This window comes from Alitabrizicola rongguiensis, assembly GCF_021491355.1.
Taxonomy (GTDB): Bacteria; Pseudomonadota; Alphaproteobacteria; order Rhodobacterales; family Rhodobacteraceae; genus Aliitabrizicola; species Aliitabrizicola rongguiensis.
In genome coordinates, this window is record NZ_JAKENF010000001.1 from 1,015,475 (window position 1) to 1,036,313 (window position 20,839).

The 20,839-nt window shown below is 62.4% G+C and carries 18 protein-coding genes and 1 pseudogene; 4 read left to right on the forward strand and 15 right to left on the reverse strand.

The features are described 5' to 3' along the window. Positions 1-16 precede the first annotated feature (16 nt). The gene (gene ilvA, locus L0V05_RS05040; RefSeq protein WP_234868990.1) at positions 17-1,264 is read right to left on the reverse strand and encodes a threonine ammonia-lyase IlvA; all 1,248 of its coding nucleotides are present in this window, start codon (positions 1,262-1,264) and stop codon (positions 17-19) included. Positions 1,265-1,770: 506 nt separating this feature from the next. Between ilvA and L0V05_RS05045 the strand changes: the two genes are divergently transcribed. Both L0V05_RS05045 and L0V05_RS05050 read left to right on the forward strand, forming a co-directional pair. After that, positions 1,771-2,715, forward strand: coding sequence for a hypothetical protein (locus tag L0V05_RS05045; protein WP_234868991.1), 945 nt, complete (start codon positions 1,771-1,773; stop codon positions 2,713-2,715). A 75-nt stretch (positions 2,716-2,790) separates the two neighbouring features. Further along, complete coding sequence (locus L0V05_RS05050) at positions 2,791-4,023, forward strand: argininosuccinate synthase (RefSeq protein ID WP_234868992.1); 1,233 nt, start codon at positions 2,791-2,793, stop codon at positions 4,021-4,023. A gap of 64 nt (positions 4,024-4,087) precedes the next feature. Here the strand turns inward: L0V05_RS05050 and L0V05_RS05055 are convergent, their stop codons facing one another. The 10 genes from L0V05_RS05055 to glpD form a co-directional block, all read right to left on the reverse strand. Further along, entirely contained in the window at positions 4,088-4,885 is a 798-nt protein-coding gene (locus L0V05_RS05055; protein ID WP_234868993.1) for a carbohydrate ABC transporter permease, read from the reverse strand. Next, complete coding sequence (locus L0V05_RS05060; protein WP_234868994.1) at positions 4,882-5,745, reverse strand: carbohydrate ABC transporter permease; 864 nt, start codon at positions 5,743-5,745, stop codon at positions 4,882-4,884. The genes L0V05_RS05055 and L0V05_RS05060 overlap by 4 nt, the downstream gene beginning before the upstream one ends. Positions 5,746-5,787: 42 nt before the next feature. Next, positions 5,788-7,293 (reverse strand): glycerol kinase GlpK, encoded by a 1,506-nt coding sequence (glpK, locus tag L0V05_RS05065; protein ID WP_234868995.1) that lies wholly within the window; start codon positions 7,291-7,293, stop codon positions 5,788-5,790. A gap of 124 nt (positions 7,294-7,417) precedes the next feature. Then, positions 7,418-9,142 (reverse strand): ABC transporter substrate-binding protein, encoded by a 1,725-nt coding sequence (locus L0V05_RS05070; protein ID WP_234868996.1) that lies wholly within the window; start codon positions 9,140-9,142, stop codon positions 7,418-7,420. A gap of 67 nt (positions 9,143-9,209) precedes the next feature. Further along, on the reverse strand, positions 9,210-9,614 hold the full coding sequence (locus tag L0V05_RS05075) for a DUF2160 domain-containing protein (protein WP_234868997.1): 405 nt from the start codon (positions 9,612-9,614) through the stop codon (positions 9,210-9,212). Beyond that, positions 9,614-10,465, reverse strand: a complete 852-nt coding sequence (locus L0V05_RS05080) for a carbohydrate ABC transporter permease (protein ID WP_234868998.1) — start codon at positions 10,463-10,465, stop codon at positions 9,614-9,616. The genes L0V05_RS05075 and L0V05_RS05080 overlap by 1 nt, the downstream gene beginning before the upstream one ends. Then, positions 10,462-11,337 carry a carbohydrate ABC transporter permease gene (locus L0V05_RS05085; RefSeq protein ID WP_234868999.1) on the reverse strand — a complete coding sequence of 292 codons (876 nt, stop codon included), beginning with the start codon at positions 11,335-11,337 and terminating at the stop codon, positions 10,462-10,464. The genes L0V05_RS05080 and L0V05_RS05085 overlap by 4 nt, the downstream gene beginning before the upstream one ends. Continuing rightward, positions 11,337-12,431, reverse strand: coding sequence for an ABC transporter ATP-binding protein (locus tag L0V05_RS05090; protein WP_234869000.1), 1,095 nt, complete (start codon positions 12,429-12,431; stop codon positions 11,337-11,339). Before L0V05_RS05090 ends, L0V05_RS05085 begins: the two co-directional genes overlap by 1 nt. Positions 12,432-12,443: 12 nt before the next feature. After that, the gene (locus L0V05_RS05095; RefSeq protein WP_234869001.1) at positions 12,444-13,532 is read right to left on the reverse strand and encodes an ABC transporter ATP-binding protein; all 1,089 of its coding nucleotides are present in this window, start codon (positions 13,530-13,532) and stop codon (positions 12,444-12,446) included. Positions 13,533-13,554: 22 nt separating this feature from the next. Beyond that, positions 13,555-15,120, reverse strand: coding sequence for a glycerol-3-phosphate dehydrogenase (gene glpD / locus L0V05_RS05100; protein ID WP_234869002.1), 1,566 nt, complete (start codon positions 15,118-15,120; stop codon positions 13,555-13,557). Between the two features lie 284 nt (positions 15,121-15,404). Here glpD and L0V05_RS05105 point away from each other — a divergent pair, with 284 nt between their 5' ends. Then, positions 15,405-16,172, forward strand: coding sequence for a DeoR/GlpR family DNA-binding transcription regulator (locus tag L0V05_RS05105; RefSeq protein ID WP_234869003.1), 768 nt, complete (start codon positions 15,405-15,407; stop codon positions 16,170-16,172). A gap of 48 nt (positions 16,173-16,220) precedes the next feature. Here L0V05_RS05105 and L0V05_RS05110 read toward each other — a convergent pair whose 3' ends face one another. The 3 genes from L0V05_RS05110 to L0V05_RS05120 form a co-directional block, all read right to left on the reverse strand. Further along, positions 16,221-16,937: a sulfotransferase-like domain-containing protein gene (locus L0V05_RS05110; RefSeq protein WP_234869004.1), complete on the reverse strand. Its 717-nt coding sequence runs from the start codon at positions 16,935-16,937 to the stop codon at positions 16,221-16,223. Positions 16,938-16,991: 54 nt separating this feature from the next. Beyond that, a complete protein-coding gene (locus L0V05_RS05115; protein ID WP_234869005.1) occupies positions 16,992-17,894 on the reverse strand; it encodes a D-amino acid aminotransferase in 903 nt (300 codons plus the stop codon). A 94-nt stretch (positions 17,895-17,988) separates the two neighbouring features. Beyond that, on the reverse strand, positions 17,989-19,068 hold the full coding sequence (locus L0V05_RS05120; RefSeq protein ID WP_234869006.1) for an AI-2E family transporter: 1,080 nt from the start codon (positions 19,066-19,068) through the stop codon (positions 17,989-17,991). A gap of 226 nt (positions 19,069-19,294) precedes the next feature. On the opposite strand from L0V05_RS05120, the pseudogene msrA reads away from it, so the two are divergent. Next, positions 19,295-19,912 (forward strand): annotated as a pseudogene (gene msrA / locus L0V05_RS05125) (peptide-methionine (S)-S-oxide reductase MsrA). Between the two features lie 9 nt (positions 19,913-19,921). Here msrA and L0V05_RS05130 read toward each other — a convergent pair. Next, entirely contained in the window at positions 19,922-20,788 is an 867-nt protein-coding gene (locus L0V05_RS05130; RefSeq protein WP_234869007.1) for a ribokinase, read from the reverse strand. Positions 20,789-20,839: the final 51 nt, after the last annotated feature.

Below are 20,839 nucleotides of genomic sequence, written 5' to 3' on the forward strand. Positions count from 1 at the left end.
GGTAGCATCCGGGATCTCAGATCAGGAATTCGGCCAGCGTTTCGTCTTGGGTGATATCTCGATAGGAAAAACCCGCCGCCTCCATCTTTGCAAAGAGTTCAGCAAAGTTCGACGGCTTGCCGGTTTCGATGCCGATCAGGACCGAACCGAAGTTTCGCGCCGACTTCTTGAGGTACTCGAACCGCGCAATGTCGTCTTCGGGGCCCAGCATGGTGAGGAACTCGCGCAGGGCGCCCGGCCGCTGAGGCATCCGCAGGATGAAGTACTTCTTGACGCCTGAGTAGCGCTGCGCCCGCTCCTTGACCTCGGGCAGTCGCTCGAAGTCAAAATTGCCGCCGGACGTGATGCAGACCACCGTCTTGCCCCGGATGCTATCAGCAAGATCGGGCAAGACATCGACCGAGAGAGCGCCGGCTGGCTCCAGAACGATCCCCTCTACGTTGAGGAATTGGAGCATCGTGACACAGATGCGGTCTTCAGGCGCAAGGAGGACCTGTTTTGGCCGTGCCCAGGACAGCGCGGCATAGTTCCGCTCGCCGATTCGCGCCACTGCGGCGCCATCGACAAAGCTGTTCACCCGCGGGAGCGTTGCAGGGCCATGATGCTTCAGCGCGGCCGTCAGACTTGCACCGCCCTGTGGCTCGACAAAGATGAACTCGGTTTGAGGCGCCGCCTCGCGGAGGAAACACGTTACCCCCGAAGCGAGGCCGCCGCCGCCAACCGGAAGGATCACAAGATCAGGTGCGCGGCCCAGTTGATCGAGCAATTCGACCCCGACACTCGCCTGGCCGAGTATCACGTCATCATCATCGAAGGGAGAAAGGAAATGTGCGGCTTTCTCGGCGCAGAAACTCTGCGCCGCGGCGAGAGTCTGGTCGAAGTAGTCTCCTGTCAGCACGATCTCGATCGAGTTGCCGCCAAAGGTCCGTGTCTTGTCGATCTTTTGCTGCGGCGTCGTGACCGGCATGAAGATCGTGCCCTTAACTCCGAAATGACGGCAGGCATAGGCCACGCCTTGGGCATGGTTTCCCGCGCTGGCGCAGACGAAATGGCTTTGGTCCGGCCTTGCGGCCAGCAGGCGGCGCATGGCCGTGAAGGCGCCGCGCAGCTTGTAGCTGCGCACGGGTGTCAGATCCTCACGCTTGAGCCAGATATCGGCATCGTAGCGCTGGCTCAGGTGATCGTTGCGCTGCAGCGGCGTCTCGGGGAACAGATCGCGCAGGGCAAGCGTTGCGTTGCGGGCGGCATCGGCGAATGAGATCATTCCTCCCGTTTATCCCCGCGCCGAGACCCTGACAACGCCCGACCCCGGATGTACTCACCGCTGTCCGAATGCGGTCAGCCAAGGGACCGCCCAGCATGATCTGGTGCCGGAACTCCTGAAACCCCCGGCACAACTCCTGACCGTCTTGGCCGAATATTCGGACCGCCGACGCTCCAGCGTTTCACTGTGCGATGGGTCCCCAGTCCCTGGCGGGCCGCAGTGTCGGAGTAGCATCGGCAAGGATGAGCGTTTCGTGCGACTTTCCCACGGGCAGATAGGTTATGCCGCCGAGGTGCGGGGCTCGAAGATCGCATTCCGACATTTCGAGTTGGGGCAAAGCTTTCGACTCCCCTTTTTCGGCGCCCAAGGAACCGGATTTGCCCCCAGCCAGATGAGGCAATGCGATCGGGTCAGCGCCGGTCTGATCGAATCTTTGCCACAAATCGCCTCATCTGCGCCGCTATTATGGCTTAGTCGGCCAAGGTCAGGAAAGGGAGCTGCCAATCATGTTCAACCGTCTGACCCCGATTTATGCCATGGGAATCCTGGCGATCACTTTCGGAGGCATCGCGCCGGACTCGCCGTTCTCTTTCGCAACCGCTGCACATGCGAAGAACGAGAAGTCTGGTGACCACGGTGGAGGCGGCGGAAACGGCGGTGGAGGCAACCGCGGAGGCAAGGATGGCGGCGGCAAGTCAGAGAAATCCGGCAATGGCACCGGAAAGGCTGGATCGTCTGGCGGTTCGGGCAAATCGTACTCCGCCAACGGAAAGGCGCAGGCAGCCAAGGCCTCGAGCAGCAAGGTGACGAAGGCCAGCGCCCCGGCCAAATCCGCAAAAACTCGGAAGTCCCCCGCGGAGAAAGAGGTCGAAGTCGCCTTCTCGGTCGATGATCCGGGTAAGTTCGCGTCCGAACTCAAGGGGCTCAACGCCTATCATGCCAGCGCCCACGCGTGGGAAAATGCTAGCCCGAACAGCCGTGTAGGCCGAATCTCTGCCTATCGCGATGCCGCTCTGGCGACGACTGAAAGCGGGCGCCTCGCCGAAGAGGCAGCCGCAACCGTCGCCGAGAACAAGGATATTCGCGACGGAATCCAACAGGAGATCGATGATCTCTCAGCCGACTACGCAGCGAAAAACGCTGAGATCGACGAAAAGATCGCAGGACTTGATCCAGACGCTGACGATTACGCCGATCAGGTCGCAGCGCTGGAGGCCGAACGACCCTCGACCGCCGAGTACGAAACACAGAAATCCGAACTCGAAGGCAATCTGGCAGCCGCCGAGGTGAATCTGACCAATAGCGAGGTCGAGCTTGCCGAGGCAGAAGCGGTAAAGGACACCGCCGCCCAGACCGAGGAAGAGGCCCTTATGGCGGCGACCGATGGTCGCGTCCTGTCGGACGAGGCGATTGCCTACTTCCGCGAGAAGATCGGGGTCGACACCCCCTGACCGCTGCCCTTGCTGGGCCAGACAAAACGCAATAGACGCAGGGCCAAAGCGAAGTTCCTTCCGATGAGGCCCTGAATGTCTGCGCCGAAGAAAGTCGTGCTTGCCTATTCCGGCGGGCTGGATACATCGATCATCCTCAAATGGCTCCAGACCGAATATGGCTGCGAGGTTGTTACCTTCACCGCCGATCTCGGTCAGGGGGAGGAGCTTGAACCGGCGCGCGCCAAGGCGGTCATGCTGGGGATCAAGCCCGAGAACATCTTCATCGAGGATGTGCGCGAGGAATTCGTGCGCGACTTCGTCTTCCCGATGTTCCGCGCCAATGCGCTTTATGAGGGCCTGTACCTGCTCGGCACCTCGATCGCCCGGCCGCTGATCGCCAAGGAACTGGTGCGCATCGCGCACGAGACGGGCGCGGATGCTGTGGCGCATGGCGCGACCGGCAAGGGCAACGACCAGGTCCGGTTCGAGCTATCGGTGGCGGCGCTTGACCCGGCCCTGCGGGTGATCGCGCCCTGGCGGCTGTGGGACCTGACCAGCCGGACGAAACTTCTGGAATTCGCCGAGGCTAACCAGATCCCGATCGCCAAGGACAAGCGTGGCGAGGCGCCCTTCAGCGTGGACGCGAACCTTCTGCACACCTCGTCCGAAGGCAAGGTGCTGGAGAACCCGGCCGAGGAAGCGCCCGATTTCGTCTATCAGCGTATCGTCCCGGTCGAGCAGGCCCCCGACAAGGCCGAGTTCATCGAGATCGCCTTCGATAAGGGCGACGCCGTCGCGATCAACGGCGAGCGTCTGTCGCCCGCGACGATCCTGACCCGACTGAACGAGATCGGCGGCAAGCACGGGATCGGCCTTCTCGATCTGGTGGAGAACCGCTTCGTCGGGATGAAGTCGCGCGGCGTCTACGAGACCCCCGGCGGCACGATCCTGCTGGAAGCACATCGCGGGATCGAGCAGATTACGCTCGATTCCGGCGCAGGCCACCTGAAGGACTCGATCATGCCGCGCTATGCCGAGCTGATCTACAACGGTTTCTGGTTCAGCCCCGAACGCGAGATGCTGCAGGCCCTGATCGACAAGAGCCAGGAGCATGTCTCGGGCACGGTGCGCCTCAAACTCTACAAGGGCGTGGCGCGCACCGTGGCGCGGTGGTCGGACCACTCGCTCTACTCCGAAAAGCACGTGACCTTCGAGGAAGATGCAGGCGCCTACGACCAGAAGGACGCCGAGGGGTTCATCCGCCTGAATGCGCTGCGCCTGAAGCTGATCGCCACGCGGAACGCGCGGGTGGCGAAGAAGGGCTAAGCGGAGACAACCCCGTAATGAACGGCCGCAAGCCCAGGTCGCTTGCGGCCTTTTTCTTTGAAGTTCAGACCCTGACCACGAATCCGCGAGAGATGTGGTTGCGCACGAACCAGATCATCGCCACGCCGGGGATCAGCGAGACGACGGTCATCGCCATGACTAGGCCGATATCCGTTTGAAATCCGAAAAGCGCGTTGATCGCCATCGTGATCGGCTTGCCGGCCGTCACGGTCAGGATGCGGGCGATCACCACTTCCACCCAGGAAAAGATGAAGCAGAAGAAGGCGGCGACACCGATGCCCGGCGCGATGGCGGGGATAAGGTGCTTCACGAAAAAGCCGGGCAGGTTGTGACCATCGAGAAAGGCCGTCTCGTCAAACTCACGCGGGATGCCCGAGATGAAGCTTTCGAGGATCCAGATCGTGATCGGGATGTTGAACAGGCAATGCGCAAGCGCGATCCCGACCGGCGAGTTCACCAGACCAACCTTTGCAAAAAGGATGAACACCGGCAGCGACAGAACGACCGGCGGCGTCACCCGAAAGGCAAGCAGCAGGAAGAAGAAGTGCCGGTCCCCCACGAAGCGGTAGCGTGAAAACGCATAGGCAGCGGGCAGACCCACGGCGAGGCAGAGCAGCACGTTCAGAAGCGCGTAGATGATCGAATTCAGGACCGCCTCCCGCAGCGCGGGCATCGCGACGATGTTGCGATAGTTCAGGAGCGTGGCCTGCCCTTCCGGGATGCCCTCGCGCGGGATCGTGGACAGGAAGCTCAAAAACAGGGTCTGTGCCAGCGGCAGAAGGATGAACCCGGCCAGAAGGGCAAAGCCCAGAAACCCCATGATCGAGCGCGCCGTCCTCATTGTCCGGCTCCTTCACGCGCTTGCGTGACAAGCCGGAACACCCAGGCGACCGCCAACACCATCAGGAAGTAGATCACCGATCGCGCCGCGGCGATGCCATAGCTGAAGCCATTGATGTTCTCGCCCAGATCCAGCGCCAGGAACGTGGTGGCTCCGCTTGGACCGCCAGCGTTGATGCGGAAGGCCTCGGTATAGATCATGAAGCTGTCGACAAAGCGCAGGACCAGCGCCATCGACAGGACGCCCGCCAGCCGGGGAAGCTGGACGTGCCGGAACACCTGAAGGCGCGAGGCGCCGTCGATCGCCGCGGCCTGGTAATAGGCGGGCGGGATGCCGGAAAGGCCGGCATAGACAAGGATCACCACGAGTCCGAGCCAATGCCACGTGTCCATGACAATCAGCAGGATCCAGGTATGCAGGGCTGTGAACTTGTAGTCGAACCCGATCCCAAGCGCCTCGAACACGCGGCCGACCAGACCAGTCTCGGGGTTGATGAGGTTCAACCACATGATCGGGATCATGTTCCAGGGAACGACAAGCGGAACGGCCATGAGCATCAGGACCGGGGTCCGGTAGCGAGGCGCGCGGGAGAGCAGCAGCGCAATCCAGATGCCAAGCGAGAACTGGACCGAGATGACCAGCGCCGAAAACGACAGGCTGCGCGCCAGACTTGCCCGGAACCTCTGTGAACCGGCGATTTCCTCATACCACTGCGACCCGATCCAGTAGGCCTGATCGAGGCTGAAAATGTCATGGAAGGAATAGTTGAAGACCGCGACAAGCGGCACGACACCAACGAATGCCAGGATCACGGCCGAGGGGATCAGGAACAGCCAGGCCGCGTTGTTCTGGCGCTTCATGACGTGACTGCTTTCGAAGGATGAACGGAGTGCCGCCGCCGCTCAGGAAGACCGGTCGCCACCAGCAAAGCGGATGGTGGCGTCGACAGCAGCCTGCCAGCGCGCGTATTTTTCGTCGCGCCGCGCGGCACTCAGGCCGGGCGAGAAGCGCCGGTCCAGTGACCATCTTTGCCCGAAGGCCTCGGGGCTGGGGCAAAGGCCGGATTCCAGCCCGGCGAGATAGGCGGCCCCGAGAGCGGTCGTCTCGCGAACAACCGGCCGGTCCACCGGCGCGCCGATGATGTCGGACAGGAACTGCATGGCCCAGTCGCTGGCCGTCATGCCGCCATCCACCCGCAAAATCCCCTCGCTGCGGCTACCCCAGTCAGCTCGCATCGCCTCGAGCAGGTCCCGGGTTTGGTAGCCCACGCTTTCAAGCGCGGCTCTGGCAAACTCGGCGGGGCCCGAATTGCGCGTCAGACCGAACACGGCACCACGGCATTCCGGCTGCCAGTACGGCGCGCCAAGCCCCGTGAAGGCCGGCACAAGGATGACGTCCTGCCCGGGATCAGCTGCATCGGCCAGCGCATGGGTTTCACCTGCTTCGCGGATGATCTTCAGACCGTCCCGCAGCCATTGCACCACCGCACCGGCGATAAAGATCGACCCTTCCAATGCATAGGTGGGCTTGCCGTCCAGCTGATAGGCAATGGTGGTCAACAACCGGTTCTTCGATGCCACCCTGTCCCGGCCAGTATTCAACAGCGCGAAGCATCCCGTGCCATAGGTCGATTTCATCATGCCCGGTGCAAAGCAGGCCTGGCCCACGGTTGCCGCCTGCTGGTCGCCCGCAACGCCCCGGATCGGGATCGGGCGGCCGAACAGGTCGGCGCGGGTCATGCCGAAATCGGCGGCACAGTCGCGCACTTCGGGCAGGACGGCGCGGGGCACGCGGAAGATGGTGCAAAGCTCATCATCCCACGCGCCACGACCGATATCGTACAGAAGGGTCCGAGCGGCATTCGTTGCATCAGTGGCATGGACCTTGCCATCGGTCAGTTTCCAGATGAGCCAGGTATCGACCGTTCCGAACGCAAGCTCGCCACGCTCGGCCCGACCGCGCGCCCCGGGCACCTGGTCAAGGATCCACGCGATCTTCGTCGCCGAAAAGTAGGGGTCCAGCAGCAGGCCCGTCCGCTCGGTCACCTTCGGCTCCAGCCCCTCGGCCTTGAGCCGTGCGCAGGTATCGGCGGTGCGGCGGTCCTGCCAGACAATCGCGCGATGGATCGGGTCGCCGGTCTGGCGGTCCCAGACCAAGGTCGTTTCGCGCTGGTTGGTGATGCCGATTGCGGCGATGTCGGCTCCAGTCAGCCCGGCTTGCTCGATGACACCCCGTGAGACGGCGGCCGTGGTTGACCACAGATCGGCGGGATCATGTTCGACCCAGCCCGACTGCGGGAAGTGCTGTGGAAACTCCAGCTGAGACGTCGCCACAAGCCGCAAGTTTCCGTCGAACAGGATGGCACGCGTCGAGGTGGTGCCCTGATCGATGGCAAGGATGTGGGACATGGCGGCGGCACTCCGGTTCACATGCGGCGGCCCCGGATGCCTCGGGGCGCGCAGAAATCATGCCGCAACCGATCTGCGCGGCAAGGGAAAGCCGGGCGAGGAAAACCCCGCCCGGCCCAGATCCTTAGTTCTGCCAGGACTTGATCAGCTCGTCATAGCCGATCGTTTCGCCCTGCGGCTTCTCGTTCTCGAGCTTCGCGACCGGGGCGCCGGGCGCGTCAAGCCAGACCTGCGGGTCCTGCTCCTCGTTCAGCTTCGGGCCGATATCGCCTTGCACGCCGGACTTCTCGATCCGGGCCAGCACCTTCTCCTGCTCGGCGCAGAGGGCATCCAGCGCTTCCTGCGGGGTCTTGTCCCCCGACATGGCATCGCCGATGTTCTGCCACCAGAGTTGCGCCATCTTCGGATAGTCCGGGATGTTGGTGCCGGTGGGCGACCACGCAACGCGGGCGGGCGAGCGGTAGAACTCGATCAGGCCGCCGAGCTTCGGGGCACGATCGGTGAAGTGCTGGCTGTCGATCGTGCTTTCGCGGATGAAGGTCAGCCCGACGTCGGACTTCTTCAGGTCCACGGTCTTCGAGGTGACGAACTGGGCATAGAGCCAGGCCGCCTGGGCACGATCCACTGGCGTGGACTTCATCAGCGTCCAGGACCCCACGTCCTGGTAACCGATCTTCGTGCCTTCCGACCAGTAGGCACCATGCGGCGAGGGCGCCATCCGCCATTTCGGCGTGCCGTCCTCGTTCATCACGGGCGTTCCCGGAGCGACCGAGGCCGCGGTGAAGGCAGTGTACCAGAACATCTGCTGGGCGATGTTGCCCTGGGCAGGCACCGGCCCGGCTTCGCCGAAGGTCATGCCCTGGGCTTCCGGCGGCGAGTACTTCTGGAGCCACTCGATCGCCTTGGTCACGGCATAGACCGCCGCCGCGTCGTTAGTCGCACCGCCGCGCGCGACGCAGGAGCCGACGGGACGCGAATTCTCGTCCACGCGCACACCCCATTCGTCGACCGGCAGGCCGTTCGGCTCGCCCTTGTCGCCCATGCCGGCCATCGACATCCAGGCGTCGGTGTAGCGCCAGCCAAGCGAGGGGTCCTTCTTGCCGTAGTCCATGTTGCCATAGACACCGGTGGCGGGCCCACCCATGTAGGACATGTCACGCCCGGTGAAGAACTCGGCGATGTCCTCGTAGGCCGACCAGTTCAGCGGAACGCCCAGGTCATAGCCATACTTGGCTTTGAAGTCGTCCTTGGTCTTCTGGTCCGAGAACCAGTCGTAGCGGAACCAGTAAAGGTTCGCGAACTGCTGGTCGGGCAGCTGGTAGAGCTTGCCGTCGGGCGCGGTCGTGAACTTGGTCCCGATGAAGTCCGCCAGGTCGAGCGTGGGCGAGGTCACGTCCTTGCCTTCGCCAGCCATCCAGTCGGTCAGGTTGCGCACCTGCTGGTAGCGCCAGTGCGTGCCGATCAGGTCCGAGTCGTTCACATAGGCGTCGTAGATGTTCTCGCCGGTCTGCATCTGCGTCTGAAGCTTTTCGACGACGTCGCCTTCACCAATCAGGTCATGGGTGATCTTGATGCCGGTGATCGCCTCGAAGGCAGGTGCCAGGACCTTGGATTCGTACTCATGCGTCGTAATCGTCTCGGAGACGACCTTGATTTCCATGCCGGCATAGGGCTTGGCAGCATCGATGAACCACTGCATTTCCTTTTCCTGATCGGCGCGCGACAGCACCGACAGGTCACCAATCTCGGTGTCCAGGAATTTCTTTGCTGCATCCATGTCGGCCCAGGCGGGCGCGCCATAGGCGAGCAGCGCAAGCGCCATCGCTGTTGACGTGTGACGTAACTTCATCAGTCTGTCTCCTCCCGTGAGTACAGTCATTGGCCGGGCCTCCCCCCGGCTGGGCAGTCTGACCCGTCTAGACCCACCGGAATACGGCTGCGGCGTAGACGAGGCACAGGATCAGCGCCCCCCAGAGGGGTGCGCCAAAGACGGCGAGCCAGCCAAGACAAATGAAGGCTGACCCCAGAAGCGAAATGAACAAGCGGTCGCCACGCGTCGTCTCGATGCGCAGCACGCCGATGCGCGGCGTTTCCGGGAAGCGGATTGCCAGGATGGTGAATATCACCAGAAGGCAGCCGATCACATAGAAGAAAAGCGCGATCGGCAGGGTCCAGGCCATCCAGCCGCCCGGGATCATCGGATCGAACCAAGCAATTGCGCCCTCCTCGCTCCGCGGCGCCACCGCGAAGAGAAGCGCCAGGATCGCGAGCAGCACGGCGCCCGTGACGCCGTAGACCATCGGCCAGCGACGAGACACCATTACACCCTCCCCAGGGCAAAGCCCTTGGCGATGTAGTTGCGAACGAACCAGATCACGATGGCCCCCGGGACGATGGTCAGCACCCCCGCCGCCGCAAGAACGCCCCAGTCCATGCCGCTGGCCGAAACCGTCCGCGTCATCGTCGCGGCGATCGGCTTGGCATTGACCGAGGTAAGCGTGCGGCTGAGCAGGAGCTCGACCCAGCTGAACATGAAGCAGAAGAAGGCCGCGACCCCGATGCCGCTGGCGATCAGCGGCATGAAGATACGGATGAAGAACCGCCCGAAGGAATAGCCGTCGATATAGGCGGTCTCGTCGATTTCTTTCGGAACGCCGCGCATGAACCCTTCCAGGATCCAGACCGCCAGAGGCACGTTGAACAGGCAGTGCGCAAGAGCCACCGCAATATGCGTGTCGAACAGCCCGACCGACGAATAGAGCTGGAAGAACGGCAAGGCGAACACCGCTGCGGGCGCCATACGGTTGGTCAGCAACCAGAAGAACAGGTGCTTGTCGCCCATAAAGGTATAGCGACTGAATGCATAGGCCGCCGGCAAAGCCACGGTGATCGAGATAACCGTGTTCATCACCACGTAGATGATCGAGTTGACATAACCCATGTACCAGGCCGGATCGGTCAGAATCGTGTGGTAGTTGGCGAAGGTCAGATTCCGTGGCCAGAGCGTGAAGGTCGAGAGAATCTCGGTGTTGGTCTTCAGGCTCATATTCAGGAGCCAGTAGATCGGCAGCAGAAGGAACACGATGTAGAGAAACATCACCACGGCAGATGCCCGGACACGCGGCATGGCACGGTCTTGGCGGGCGGTGGCGGAAACGGCGGCGGTGGTCATTTCTGAGCATCCTCCCGATCGAAGCTGGTCATGACGGTGTAGAAGACCCAGGAGATCAGCATGATCACGAGGAAGTACATGATCGAGAAGGCCGCGGCGGGGCCGAGGTCGAACTGCCCCACGGCCATCTTCACAAGGTCGATCGATAGGAACGTGGTCGAGTTGCCGGGACCTCCGCCGGTCACGACGAAGGGTTCGGTATAGATCATGAAGCTGTCCATGAACCGCAGCAGCACCGCGATCAGCAGCACGCCCTTCATCTTGGGCAGCTCAATGTAGCGGAACACCTTCCACCGGCTCGCCTGGTCGATCTTCGCGGCCTGGTAATAAGCCTGCGGGATCGACTGCAGCCCGGCATAGCACAGAAGCGCCACAAGGCTTGTCCAGTGCCAGACATCCATGATGATGATCGTCGCCCAGGCGTCGATCGGGTCGTTCACATAGTTGTAGTCAATCCCAAGCGCTTGCAGCGTATGTCCGAGCAGGCCGATGTCGACCCGTCCGAAGATCTGCCAGATCGTTCCGACGACGTTGAACGGGATCAGCAGCGGCAGTGCCATCAGCACAAGGCAGACCGAGGCCCAGATCCCCTTCTTCGGCATGTTCAACGCGATGAAGATGCCAAGCGGAACTTCGATCACCAGGATGATCGCCGAGAACATCACCTGCCGCCAGAACGCGGCCCAGAGCCGGTCCGAGTGGATCATTTCGTCGAACCAGTCGAGCCCGTTCCAGAAGAATTCGTTGTTCCCGAAGGTATCGTTGACCGAGTAGTTCACCACGGTCATCAGCGGGATCACGGCCGAAAAGGCGACCAGAACGAGAACGGGCAGCACAAGGAACCATGCCTTGTGGTTGACGGTCTTTTCCATCAGGCTGCCCTCCCCTCGGTGCCGGGATGCGGCTGGACCCGCCAGTCGTTTGCATAGACCAGCGTGTGATTGGGATCGAAGGCCAGACGCGACGCATCTGCGGGTACATGGGCGTCTTCCGCCAGGATCGCGTTGATCTCACGGCCAAAGAACTCCGCCCTCGCAATGCGGTGCCGGCCTACATCCTCGATCCGGGTGATGCGCACCGGCAGTCCCTCGTCACGTGTCAGGCGCACGAATTCCGGCCGCACACCGATCTGCACGCGACCTTCTGGACGGCCGTACTGGGCACCGAGCTGGACCGGTACACCCTCGACCACAGCCTGCGAACCTTCGACCTTCGCGTCGAGCAGGTTCATGCCCGGTGAGCCGATGAAATAACCCACGAAGGTATGGCTCGGACGCTCGAACAGTTCCTCGGGCGTCCCGGTCTGGACGACGCGGCCCTCGTGCATCACCACGACCTTGTCGGCGAATGTCAGCGCTTCGGTCTGGTCGTGGGTGACATAGATCATCGTATGCCCAAACTGCCGGTGCAGAGCCTTGAGCTGCGTCCTCAGCTCCCACTTCATGTGAGGGTCGATCACGGTCAGCGGCTCATCGAAAAGGATGGCGTTGACATCCTCGCGTACCATGCCGCGCCCAAGGCTGATCTTCTGCTTGGCATCGGCGGTCAAACCGCGGGCCTTGCGGCCAAGCTCGGCCTCCATCCCGATCATGCGGGCTATGGTTTGGACCCGCTGTGCGACATATGCGGCGCCCAGCCCGCGGTTGCGCAATGGGAAGGCGAGGTTATCGCGCACAGTCATAGTGTCGTAGACGACCGGGAACTGGAACACCTGGGCGATGTTGCGTTCCGCAGTCGCGGCGTCGGTGACATCTCGCTCGCCGAACAGGACCCTGCCCTGACTCGGCCTGAGCAGACCAGAAATGATGTTCAGGAGCGTGGTCTTGCCACAGCCGGAGGCCCCAAGCAGCGCATAGGCGCCACCGTCATCCCAAACGTGGTCCATCTCCTTCAGGGCAAAGTCCTGTTCCCCGCGGGGATTCGCCATGTAGCTATGTGCCAGGTGCGACAGTGTAATTCGTGCCATGTGTCCCTCCCCTCAGGCTGCGGCCGCATAGGCCGCCGAGGCGACAAGGGCGCCATCTTCGGCAAAGACATAGACATGCTGCGGTTCCAGCCAGACCTGCAGCTTGCTGCCCGGGTCGCGGTCATGAACCCCCTGGACCAGTCCTACCCAGCGATCCGGTCCGTGGGTCAGGTGAAGGAAGGATTCCGATCCGGTGATCTCGACCACCGAGACAGTCGCAAGGAATTCCAGAGCCGGTCCCGACGGACGGCTGATTTCGAGATGGTTGGCGCGGAAGCCGGCAACGTAGCGGCCATCACGCAGCGAGGCAAAGGCGCCGGTCGCCTCGACGGACTGACCATCGCCGAACATCACTCGGTTGCCGGTTCGCGAGACCTGCACGAAGTTCATCGGCGGATCGCTGAACACGCGCGCGGTCGTCGCGTCCTGCGGTTCGCGATAGACCTGCGGCGTCGGGCCGAATTGCGTCACTCGGCCCTCCCAGAGCGTCGCCGTGTTGCCGCCCAAGAGCAGGGCCTCTTCGGGCTCGGTCGTTGCATAGACAAAAATCGACCCTGACTCGGCGAAAATCCGGGGAATCTCTGCGCGCAATTCTTCCCGCAGCTTGTAGTCGAGGTTCGCTAGCGGTTCGTCCAGCAGGACAAGACCTGCTTCCTTTACCAGCGCCCGCGCCAGCGCACAGCGCTGCTGCTGGCCGCCCGACAGCTCCAATGGCTTGCGTTGCAGAAGCGGCGTTAGCTTCAGCATATCCGCTGTCTTCTTGACGGCTCGATCAATGTCAGCAGCCGATTTCCCCATCAGCCGCAGCGGCGAAGCGATGTTGTCGTAGACCGACATGGATGGGTAGTTGATGAACTGCTGGTAGACCATTGCCACCTTGCGGTCCTGCACCCGCAATCCAGTCACATCCTGCCCGTTCCAGCGGATACGTCCGGATGTGGGCACATCAAGTCCTGCCATCAGCCGCATCAGTGATGTCTTGCCGGACAGCGTCGGACCAAGCAGCACGTTCATCGTGCCGCGCTCCAGCGTAAGATGCGTGGGGTGGATATGGGTGCGGCCGCCAACGACCTTTGCCACCCCGTCCAGTTCCAGCGCCATGTCTTTCCTCCCTCGGACCGCCCTACTCGGCGGCCACGGCCTTTCGTTCTGCTGCCATGAAGTCGTCGATGGCTGCGATCTCGTCTTTCGACAGGCGCAGCCCCAGCTTCGACCGCCGCCAGACAACGTCTTCGGCGGAAACGGCATATTCTCGTGTGATGAGCCAGCGCAGCTCGGCCTCGGTCAGCGTCGCTCCGAAGCTGCGACCCAGGTCGGCGACCGTCCGGGCATCCCCCAGGATTGCACGCGTTTCGGTGCCGTAGGCACGGACAAGCCGCTCGGCCCAGAGCGTATCAAGAAACGGGTAGTCGCGTTTCAGCCCTTCGATCAGGTCTGCGACGCCATCCACCGGAAAATCGCCCCCCGGCAAGGGAACGCGGGCGGTCCAGCCTTTTGCAGTCACACCCAGAACCGGGGCCAGCTTGTCCAGCGCATGTTCTGCAAGCCGGCGGTAGGTGGTGATCTTGCCGCCGAAAACGTTCAGCATCGGCGCCCCGGCGGTATCCAGGCTCAGCACATAGTCGCGTGTCGCAGCCGTGGCCGATTTCGCCCCGTCGTTATAAAGCGGTCGCACACCCGAATAGGTCCAGACCACATCGGCTGGCGTAACCGGCTTTGCGAAATACTGGCTGGCAAAGGCGCAAAGATAGTCCCGCTCTTCGTCCGTGCACTGCGCTTCCGAAGGAGATCCCCGATGATCCTTGTCGGTCGTGCCGATCAGGGTGAAATCCTGTTCGTAGGGAATGGCAAAAATGATCCGGCCGTCGCTGCCCTGGAAGAAATAGCAGCGGTCATGGTCGAACAGGCGGCGCGTGACGATATGGCTGCCTCGCACCAGGCGCACACCCTCGCTGGAATTGATGCGGGCTACGTTGCGGATCACATCCTCGACCCAGGGACCGCCGGCGTTGATCAGTGCACGGGCGTAGTGCGTGCTGCGACCCGACGCGCCTTCAGTCTCGACCCGCCAGAGATTGCCTTCGCGCTGTGCCGAGACCACACGGGTCCGCGTCTGGATGCGTGCACCGCGGGCTTGCGCATCCCGCGCATTGAGCACCACCAGTCGGGCATCCTGGACCCAGCAGTCGGAGTATTCATAGGCCTTTGCAAAGCCGGCCTTCAGCGGTCGACCAACCGGATCCTTGGCCAGATCGATCGCCCGCGTGGGCGGCAGGATCTTGCGACCGCCGAGGTGGTCATACAGGAAGAGCCCCAACCGGATAAGCCAGGCTGGCCGCCGCCCCTTCATCCAGGGCATGACCGTGCCAAGCAGCCGTGACGTCGGCGTATCCGAGTCAAAGCGCATGTCTTGATGCAATGGCAGCACGAAGCGCATCGGCCAGGAGATGTGCGGCATCGCGACAAGTAGAGTCTCGCGCTCTTCCAGCGCCTCCCGGACCAGCCGGAACTCGAAATACTCAAGATAGCGCAGCCCGCCATGGAACAGCTTGGTCGAAGCGGATGAGGTACCCTGAGCCAGATCGGCCTGCTCGGCCAAGATCACCGACAAGCCGCGGCCGACGGCGTCGCGGGCAATGCCGCAGCCGTTGATGCCGCCACCTATGATGAAAAGATCCGCCTCGCCCACGCGCCGGTCCGCCCCGTTTCCTCTTCCCGCGACAGATGTCTCGCAGATAGGGAAACGAAGCAACAGGAATTTTCGTTTGCGCGCGATTTTCCTTAAAACGAACATTCTGCGGTGCAGAACGCAGATATTGCGGTGCAGCTAGGAATTCCGTGCGCGAATATGATCGAAACGTGGACAGAGTTCGGACCACATGCCAATAACAAGGTGATAGGCGCTGATTGCCATTCGCATGTGGCGCAAATTCGCGCGTCCCTGAGCGGCAAACGCATAATAAGGAACGACTCGTGGCCCTGAGCTTTCGCCAGTCCGAGATCCTTGACCTCGCGCGTGTCGAGGGGCGCGTTGTCGTCGAGGATCTCGCGCGGCGCTTTGACGTTACGCTTCAGACCATACGGCGCGACCTGACCGAACTGTCTGATGCAGGCCTTCTAGACCGCGTGCATGGCGGAGCGATTCTGCGCACCGGGGTTTCGAACATCGGCTACGAGGAACGACGCCGCACGAACGAGGCGGGCAAGATGGCACTGGCGCGTGCCTGTGCCGCGGCGATCCCGCACAACTCGTCCCTTATCCTGAACCTTGGCACCACGACGGAAGCAGTTGCGCGCGAACTCATGTCGCACCGCAACATCACCGTCATCACCAACAACATGAATGTGGCGAACACGCTGGTTGCCAACCCCTCGTGCGAGGTGATCGTGGCCGGCGGCGCCCTGCGCCGCAGCGATGGTGGTCTTGTCGGCGAGTTGACCACGCAGTTTTTCGAGCAGTTCAAGGTCGACTATGCGGTGATCGGTGTTTCGGCCATCGATCCTGACGGCGACTTGCTCGACTTCGACCTGGCCGAAGTGCGCGTGTCGAAAGCGATCCTGCGGCAGGCGCGGCGGCGCTTTCTTGTCGCCGACTACACCAAATTCTCGCGAACCGCTCCCGTGCGGCTTGCCTCGCTTGCCGAGTTGGACGCGTTCTTCACCGACCGGCCTCTGGCGGGCGACTTGCTGGCGCGTTGCGCGGAATGGGGCACCAATGTGCTTCTTCCGCCCGACACCTGACCCCGAAAGGCCTGATGCCAGAGGACAGCAACCGGAGAAGACCTCCGGTCAAAGGGCATGGGCCCTGAGCCGCGCGTAATGTGGCAGGGCAAGGTCGACCAGCCTTGCATAGGTCATCGGCAGTTCGGGCAGCGGACCTTCGGCGCTTTCGAACCCGGTCGAGCGGTGGACGGCATTGTACCAATGCGGCGCCCAGGCGCCGTCATAGGGCTTCGGGCCAGCCGGCCAGTGCAGCATCTTCTCGGTGAAGGGAATGCCAAGTGCGCTGCAAAGACTTTCCAGCATCACCTGCGGGTTATCGCGGATGTCAGCGCTGTCGATCACAACGGGCGCGCGGCCCAGCCATGCAGCGACCTGATCGAAAAGTTCGGCCTGCTGGACAAAACCCAGATCGGCAAGCGTCGGCTCTTCGCGCTTCTGCTGATAGCTGGCGACAACGCGGGCCGGGTGGCGGATCAGAAAGACGTTCGCCACCGATCTCATCCAGCCCCGGTCGAAGTCTGGGATCATATGGTGGGTCATGTGTTTCTGATAAAACAGGCTCTGCCCTTGCGGATTTGGCCCCGCGCAGGCGGCGCCAACCCGAGCCGGATCCAGCTCTCCGGCAGCGATTACTTCGGTGCCCATCGGATGCGTCAGGCCGGTTGCCCTTAGATAGGCAGCGTAGAAGGGCTCGTCCCAAACGGCGCAATCGCCCCTGGCAGCGAAGGAATACATCATCGCGGTCGAAAGGTTCCGTGGCCCGGACCACATGGCGATCTTCATCAAATTCTCCGCGTCTGGATTCCGTCAGGAAAGCAACTGGCAACCGTACAGCCGTCAGGCGCCGACGAGTTGCTTGTAAAGTCCACGCAGCCGCTCGGTCATCGGGCCCATCTGCCCGGTTCCGATCACTCGGCCATCGATCATCCCGACCGGGGTCTGCGCACCGAAGGTACCGGTCAGGAAGGCCTCGTCGGCCGAGTAGGTATCAACCAGCGAGAAGTTCCGCTCGTAGGCCGGGATGCCGTTAGCGCGGCAGAGCGCGATCACTTTGCCGCGGGTTATGCCGTTCATGCAGTAGTCGCCTGTCGAGGTCCAAACCTCGCCCTTGCGGACGATGAAGAAGTTGCAGGCGTTGGTGGTGTTCACGAAGCCATGCACGTCGAGCATCAGGGCTTCGTCCGCGCCAGCCTTCTCGGCGGCGATGCAGGCCAAGATACAGTTGAGCTTGGAATGGCTGTTCAGCTTGGGGTCCTGCGTCATCGGCAGGCCGCGCATATGTGGAACGGTCGCGAGCCGGATCGGGCGCGGCAGTTTCGGGCGAGAATGCTCCATGATGATCGCGATCGTCGGCCCTCTCTGGCTGAGCTTCGGGTGCTGAAACGGTCGTGTCTTGACTCCACGCGTCACCATCAGACGGGCATGGGCATCGGTATTCATGCCATTGGCCTTTTGCGTATCGAGAAGGGCCTTTGCGACGCCGGCCCGGTCCATCCCGATGTCGAGATCGATGGCCTTCGCGGCCTCGAACAGCCGGTCGAGATGCTCGTCGAGAAAGGCCCATGTGCCGTTGTAGAGACGAATTCCTTCCCAGACCCCATCACCCAACATGAAGCCCGCATCGTAGACGCTGACCAAGGCTTCGGCCTTTGGAACGATCCGGCCGTTCACATAGATCAGGATCGCCTCGTTGCGGGCATCCTCCTCGGCCTGATGAGTGCTGACGTGTTCCGTGGTCATGACGCCTCCTCGCGTGGTGAAGCGAGGCTAGAACGCTGGCGCGACAAGGTGAAGGGGCTACGCCACCCTCTGCAAGTCCTGTCAGCGCATGGCGTCAAGCAGGATCGTGGGGAGAGGAGACCTTCCCCTTCGCCTTTTCTTCGGCGAAGGATGACCAGATCGCAACGAACAGCGCGGCGATCATGGGGCCTATGACAAAGCCGTTCGGACCGATCAGCGCGATTCCCCCAACCGTCGTGACCAGCACGACGAAGTCGGGAAGCCGTAGGTCACGGCCCACAAGCGCCGGGCGCAAAAGGTTGTCGACAAGACTGATAACCAGAGCCCCGAAGACGAGCAGGGTCACCCCTTTTGCGGTCTGGCCGGCAATAAGCAGGTAGATCGCGAAGGGAACCCAGACAAGCGCCGCGCCAACCACCGGCAACAGGGCCAGAAGGCTCATCAGGGCCGCCCAGAGCAATGCAGCCTGAATCCCGAGAAGCCAGAAGATCACTCCGCCAAGCGCCCCCTGCAGTATCGCGATGATCACGTTGCCCTTGATGGTTGCCCTGACCGCCGAGGCAAGCTTGGCAAGAACCTTGTCCGTATGCCCCTGACTAAGGGGGCTTGCGCGGCGGAAGGTGGTGATCAGCGCCGGTCCATCGCGAAACAGGAAGAACAGCGTGTAAAGCATGATGCCGAGACTGATCGCGAGCTGGACCGTGCTTTGCCCGAGCCTGACGGCAAGATCGGCTGCCGACTGTGCCACCTGACCAATGAAGTCGGTGATCAACGTGTGAAATTCGTCAGGGCCAGTCAGCCCCACCCAGGCAAAGAGCCGGATCACAAAGTCTGGTAGATGAGTCCAGAGGTTCCGAATGGTCGAGGCGATGTCGATCTCGATCACGCCGGCGCGTGAATAGAGCCTTTGGCTTTCCTCGATCATCGAGTCCAGAACGATCGCACCGGGAACGATGACGATCACGACACAGGCCAGGAGGGACATTGCAGCCGCGAGGTTGCGGCGTTGCCCGGTTCGTCTGAGCAGCGAAAGATAAAGCGGTCGAAAAAGGATTGCGAGGATCAGCGCCCAGAGGATCGCACCGTAGAAGGGCAGCAGAATCCAGACAAGCGCCCCAGAGACAAGGGCCAGGGCAATGAAGAAGCAGCTCGTTTCGACTGTTGTCCGATTCATGGGCCCGCCGCCGCCTGGCACCGAGGTTTCTGGGTGCCTGCCGAGCGCACTATCCGCCCAGTTGGTGCCGCATTCAATCCGCAGTCGTCGTTGGCAGGGCGAGCCTGACTTCCGCATCAACGCGGGATCCGATGGCGGGAGGCCACCGCTGTAACGCAGCCTTGACTTGAAACGACCTGCATGACGACCAGAACGAAGAAGCGGGAGGTACATCATGCGGATATCGATGGGATTGGGCCTGCTTGGCCTGCTGGCCTCTGCGCCTGCGCTTGCGGAAACCCGAACGGCGGTCGTGGCCGGCGGATGCTTCTGGTGTGTGGAGGCGGATTTCGAATCCGTTCCGGGTGTGCGCGAGGTGATCTCGGGTTATACCGGCGGCACGCTACCGGAACCAACCTACGAGGATGTCAGTGCCGGCGGGACAGGTCATTACGAGGCGGTTCAGATCGTCTACGACAGCGATCGCATCTCGTATGCCGAGCTGATGCAGCTTTTCTTCCGCTCGATCGACCCTACCGATGCCGATGGGCAGTTCTGCGACCGGGGCGACAGCTATCGCACGGCGATCTTCGTCGCGACACCGGAGGAACGCGCCACGGCAGAAGCGGCAAAGCGCGAGGCGCAGGCCGAACTGGGGCAGAAGGTCGTCACGCCGATCCGGAAGGCTTCAACCTTCTGGCCGGCGGAAGACTACCATCAGGACTACTACAAGGGGCGAAACATCATCCTGACTCGGGCCGGACCGAAGCGGTAGGCAAGCGCGTACAAGTTCTATCGCTCTGCCTGTGGCAGAGACGCCAGAGTGCAGGCCCTTTGGGGGACCGACGCCGCATTCGTCAAATGATGCGCCCTATCAGGGATGGTCGGACAGGAAGGCATCCACTTCCGCCTGCGCGGGCATAGCCTGCGCCGCACCGGCCCGCGTAACCTGAATCGCGGCAGCCGCCGCGGCGCGACGCATCGCCGTGGGCCGATCCAGCCCGAGGTCCAGCGCGGCGGCGAGGGTTCCGATGAAGCAGTCGCCCGCACCGGTCGTATCAACCGGCGTCACCTTGAAGGCAGGCATGAACAGCGGATCGGACCCGGGCACATGCCATTCCGCGCCTTTCGAACCGAGCGTGACGATCATTTCTCGGTCCGGCAATTCACCGAAGGCTGTGCGAAGCTCGGCGGCCTCCCCGGCGTTCATCACCAGCAGCGAGACATGCGGCAGGATCGCCCGCACCGCCTCGACCTGGAACGGGGCGGCAGAGTAGATCACGCGCAGGTCGCGACTGCGCGCAAAGCGCGCGGCCTCGACCTGAGCTGTCGTTTCGTTCTGAAGCAGCAGCGTGTCGCCGGCTTGCGCCGTCTGCAACGCGGCGGCGACGTTCGCGGCATCTGCGGTGTGGTTTGCGCCAGCAAAGGTGACGATCACGTTCTCGGCGGCAGGATCAACATAGATAATCGCGTGGCCCGAAGCGACATCGGCGATGCGCACATGGGTAACATCGACCCCGTAGTCGGACAGAAGATCGCGCGCCCAGCGCCCCTCGGGCCCGACGGCTCCGACATGGCGGGTAGGCGCGCCGGCACGGGCGGAGGCGACCGACTGGTTGCCACCCTTGCCGCCAAGCCCGCTTGAATAGTCCAAGGCACCCAGCGTTTCGCCGGGGGCAGGCAGGCGCGGCACTTGATAGACATGGTCGATGTTGATCGACCCCAGATTCCACACCGCCATCGCGTTTGCCTCCCTAGCTTCCCGTGTCCGGGATTTACCCGGCCTGCCGCT

Bases quoted from the DNA above. Each gene is read 5' to 3' on its own strand.
- ilvA (WP_234868990.1), bottom strand. From the start codon at position 1,264: ATGATCTCATTCGCCGATGCCGCCCGCAACGCAACGCTTGCCCTGCGC.
- L0V05_RS05045 (WP_234868991.1), top strand. From the start codon at position 1,771: ATGTTCAACCGTCTGACCCCGATTTATGCCATGGGAATCCTGGCGATC.
- L0V05_RS05050 (WP_234868992.1), top strand. From the start codon at position 2,791: ATGTCTGCGCCGAAGAAAGTCGTGCTTGCCTATTCCGGCGGGCTGGAT.
- L0V05_RS05055 (WP_234868993.1), bottom strand. From the start codon at position 4,885: ATGAGGACGGCGCGCTCGATCATGGGGTTTCTGGGCTTTGCCCTTCTG.
- L0V05_RS05060 (WP_234868994.1), bottom strand. From the start codon at position 5,745: ATGAAGCGCCAGAACAACGCGGCCTGGCTGTTCCTGATCCCCTCGGCC.
- glpK (WP_234868995.1), bottom strand. From the start codon at position 7,293: ATGTCCCACATCCTTGCCATCGATCAGGGCACCACCTCGACGCGTGCC.
- L0V05_RS05070 (WP_234868996.1), bottom strand. From the start codon at position 9,142: ATGAAGTTACGTCACACGTCAACAGCGATGGCGCTTGCGCTGCTCGCC.
- L0V05_RS05075 (WP_234868997.1), bottom strand. From the start codon at position 9,614: ATGGTGTCTCGTCGCTGGCCGATGGTCTACGGCGTCACGGGCGCCGTG.
- L0V05_RS05080 (WP_234868998.1), bottom strand. From the start codon at position 10,465: ATGACCACCGCCGCCGTTTCCGCCACCGCCCGCCAAGACCGTGCCATG.
- L0V05_RS05085 (WP_234868999.1), bottom strand. From the start codon at position 11,337: ATGGAAAAGACCGTCAACCACAAGGCATGGTTCCTTGTGCTGCCCGTT.
- L0V05_RS05090 (WP_234869000.1), bottom strand. From the start codon at position 12,431: ATGGCACGAATTACACTGTCGCACCTGGCACATAGCTACATGGCGAAT.
- L0V05_RS05095 (WP_234869001.1), bottom strand. From the start codon at position 13,532: ATGGCGCTGGAACTGGACGGGGTGGCAAAGGTCGTTGGCGGCCGCACC.
- L0V05_RS05110 (WP_234869004.1), bottom strand. From the start codon at position 16,937: ATGAAGATCGCCATGTGGTCCGGGCCACGGAACCTTTCGACCGCGATG.
- L0V05_RS05115 (WP_234869005.1), bottom strand. From the start codon at position 17,894: ATGACCACGGAACACGTCAGCACTCATCAGGCCGAGGAGGATGCCCGC.
- L0V05_RS05120 (WP_234869006.1), bottom strand. From the start codon at position 19,068: ATGAATCGGACAACAGTCGAAACGAGCTGCTTCTTCATTGCCCTGGCC.
- L0V05_RS05130 (WP_234869007.1), bottom strand. From the start codon at position 20,788: ATGGCGGTGTGGAATCTGGGGTCGATCAACATCGACCATGTCTATCAA.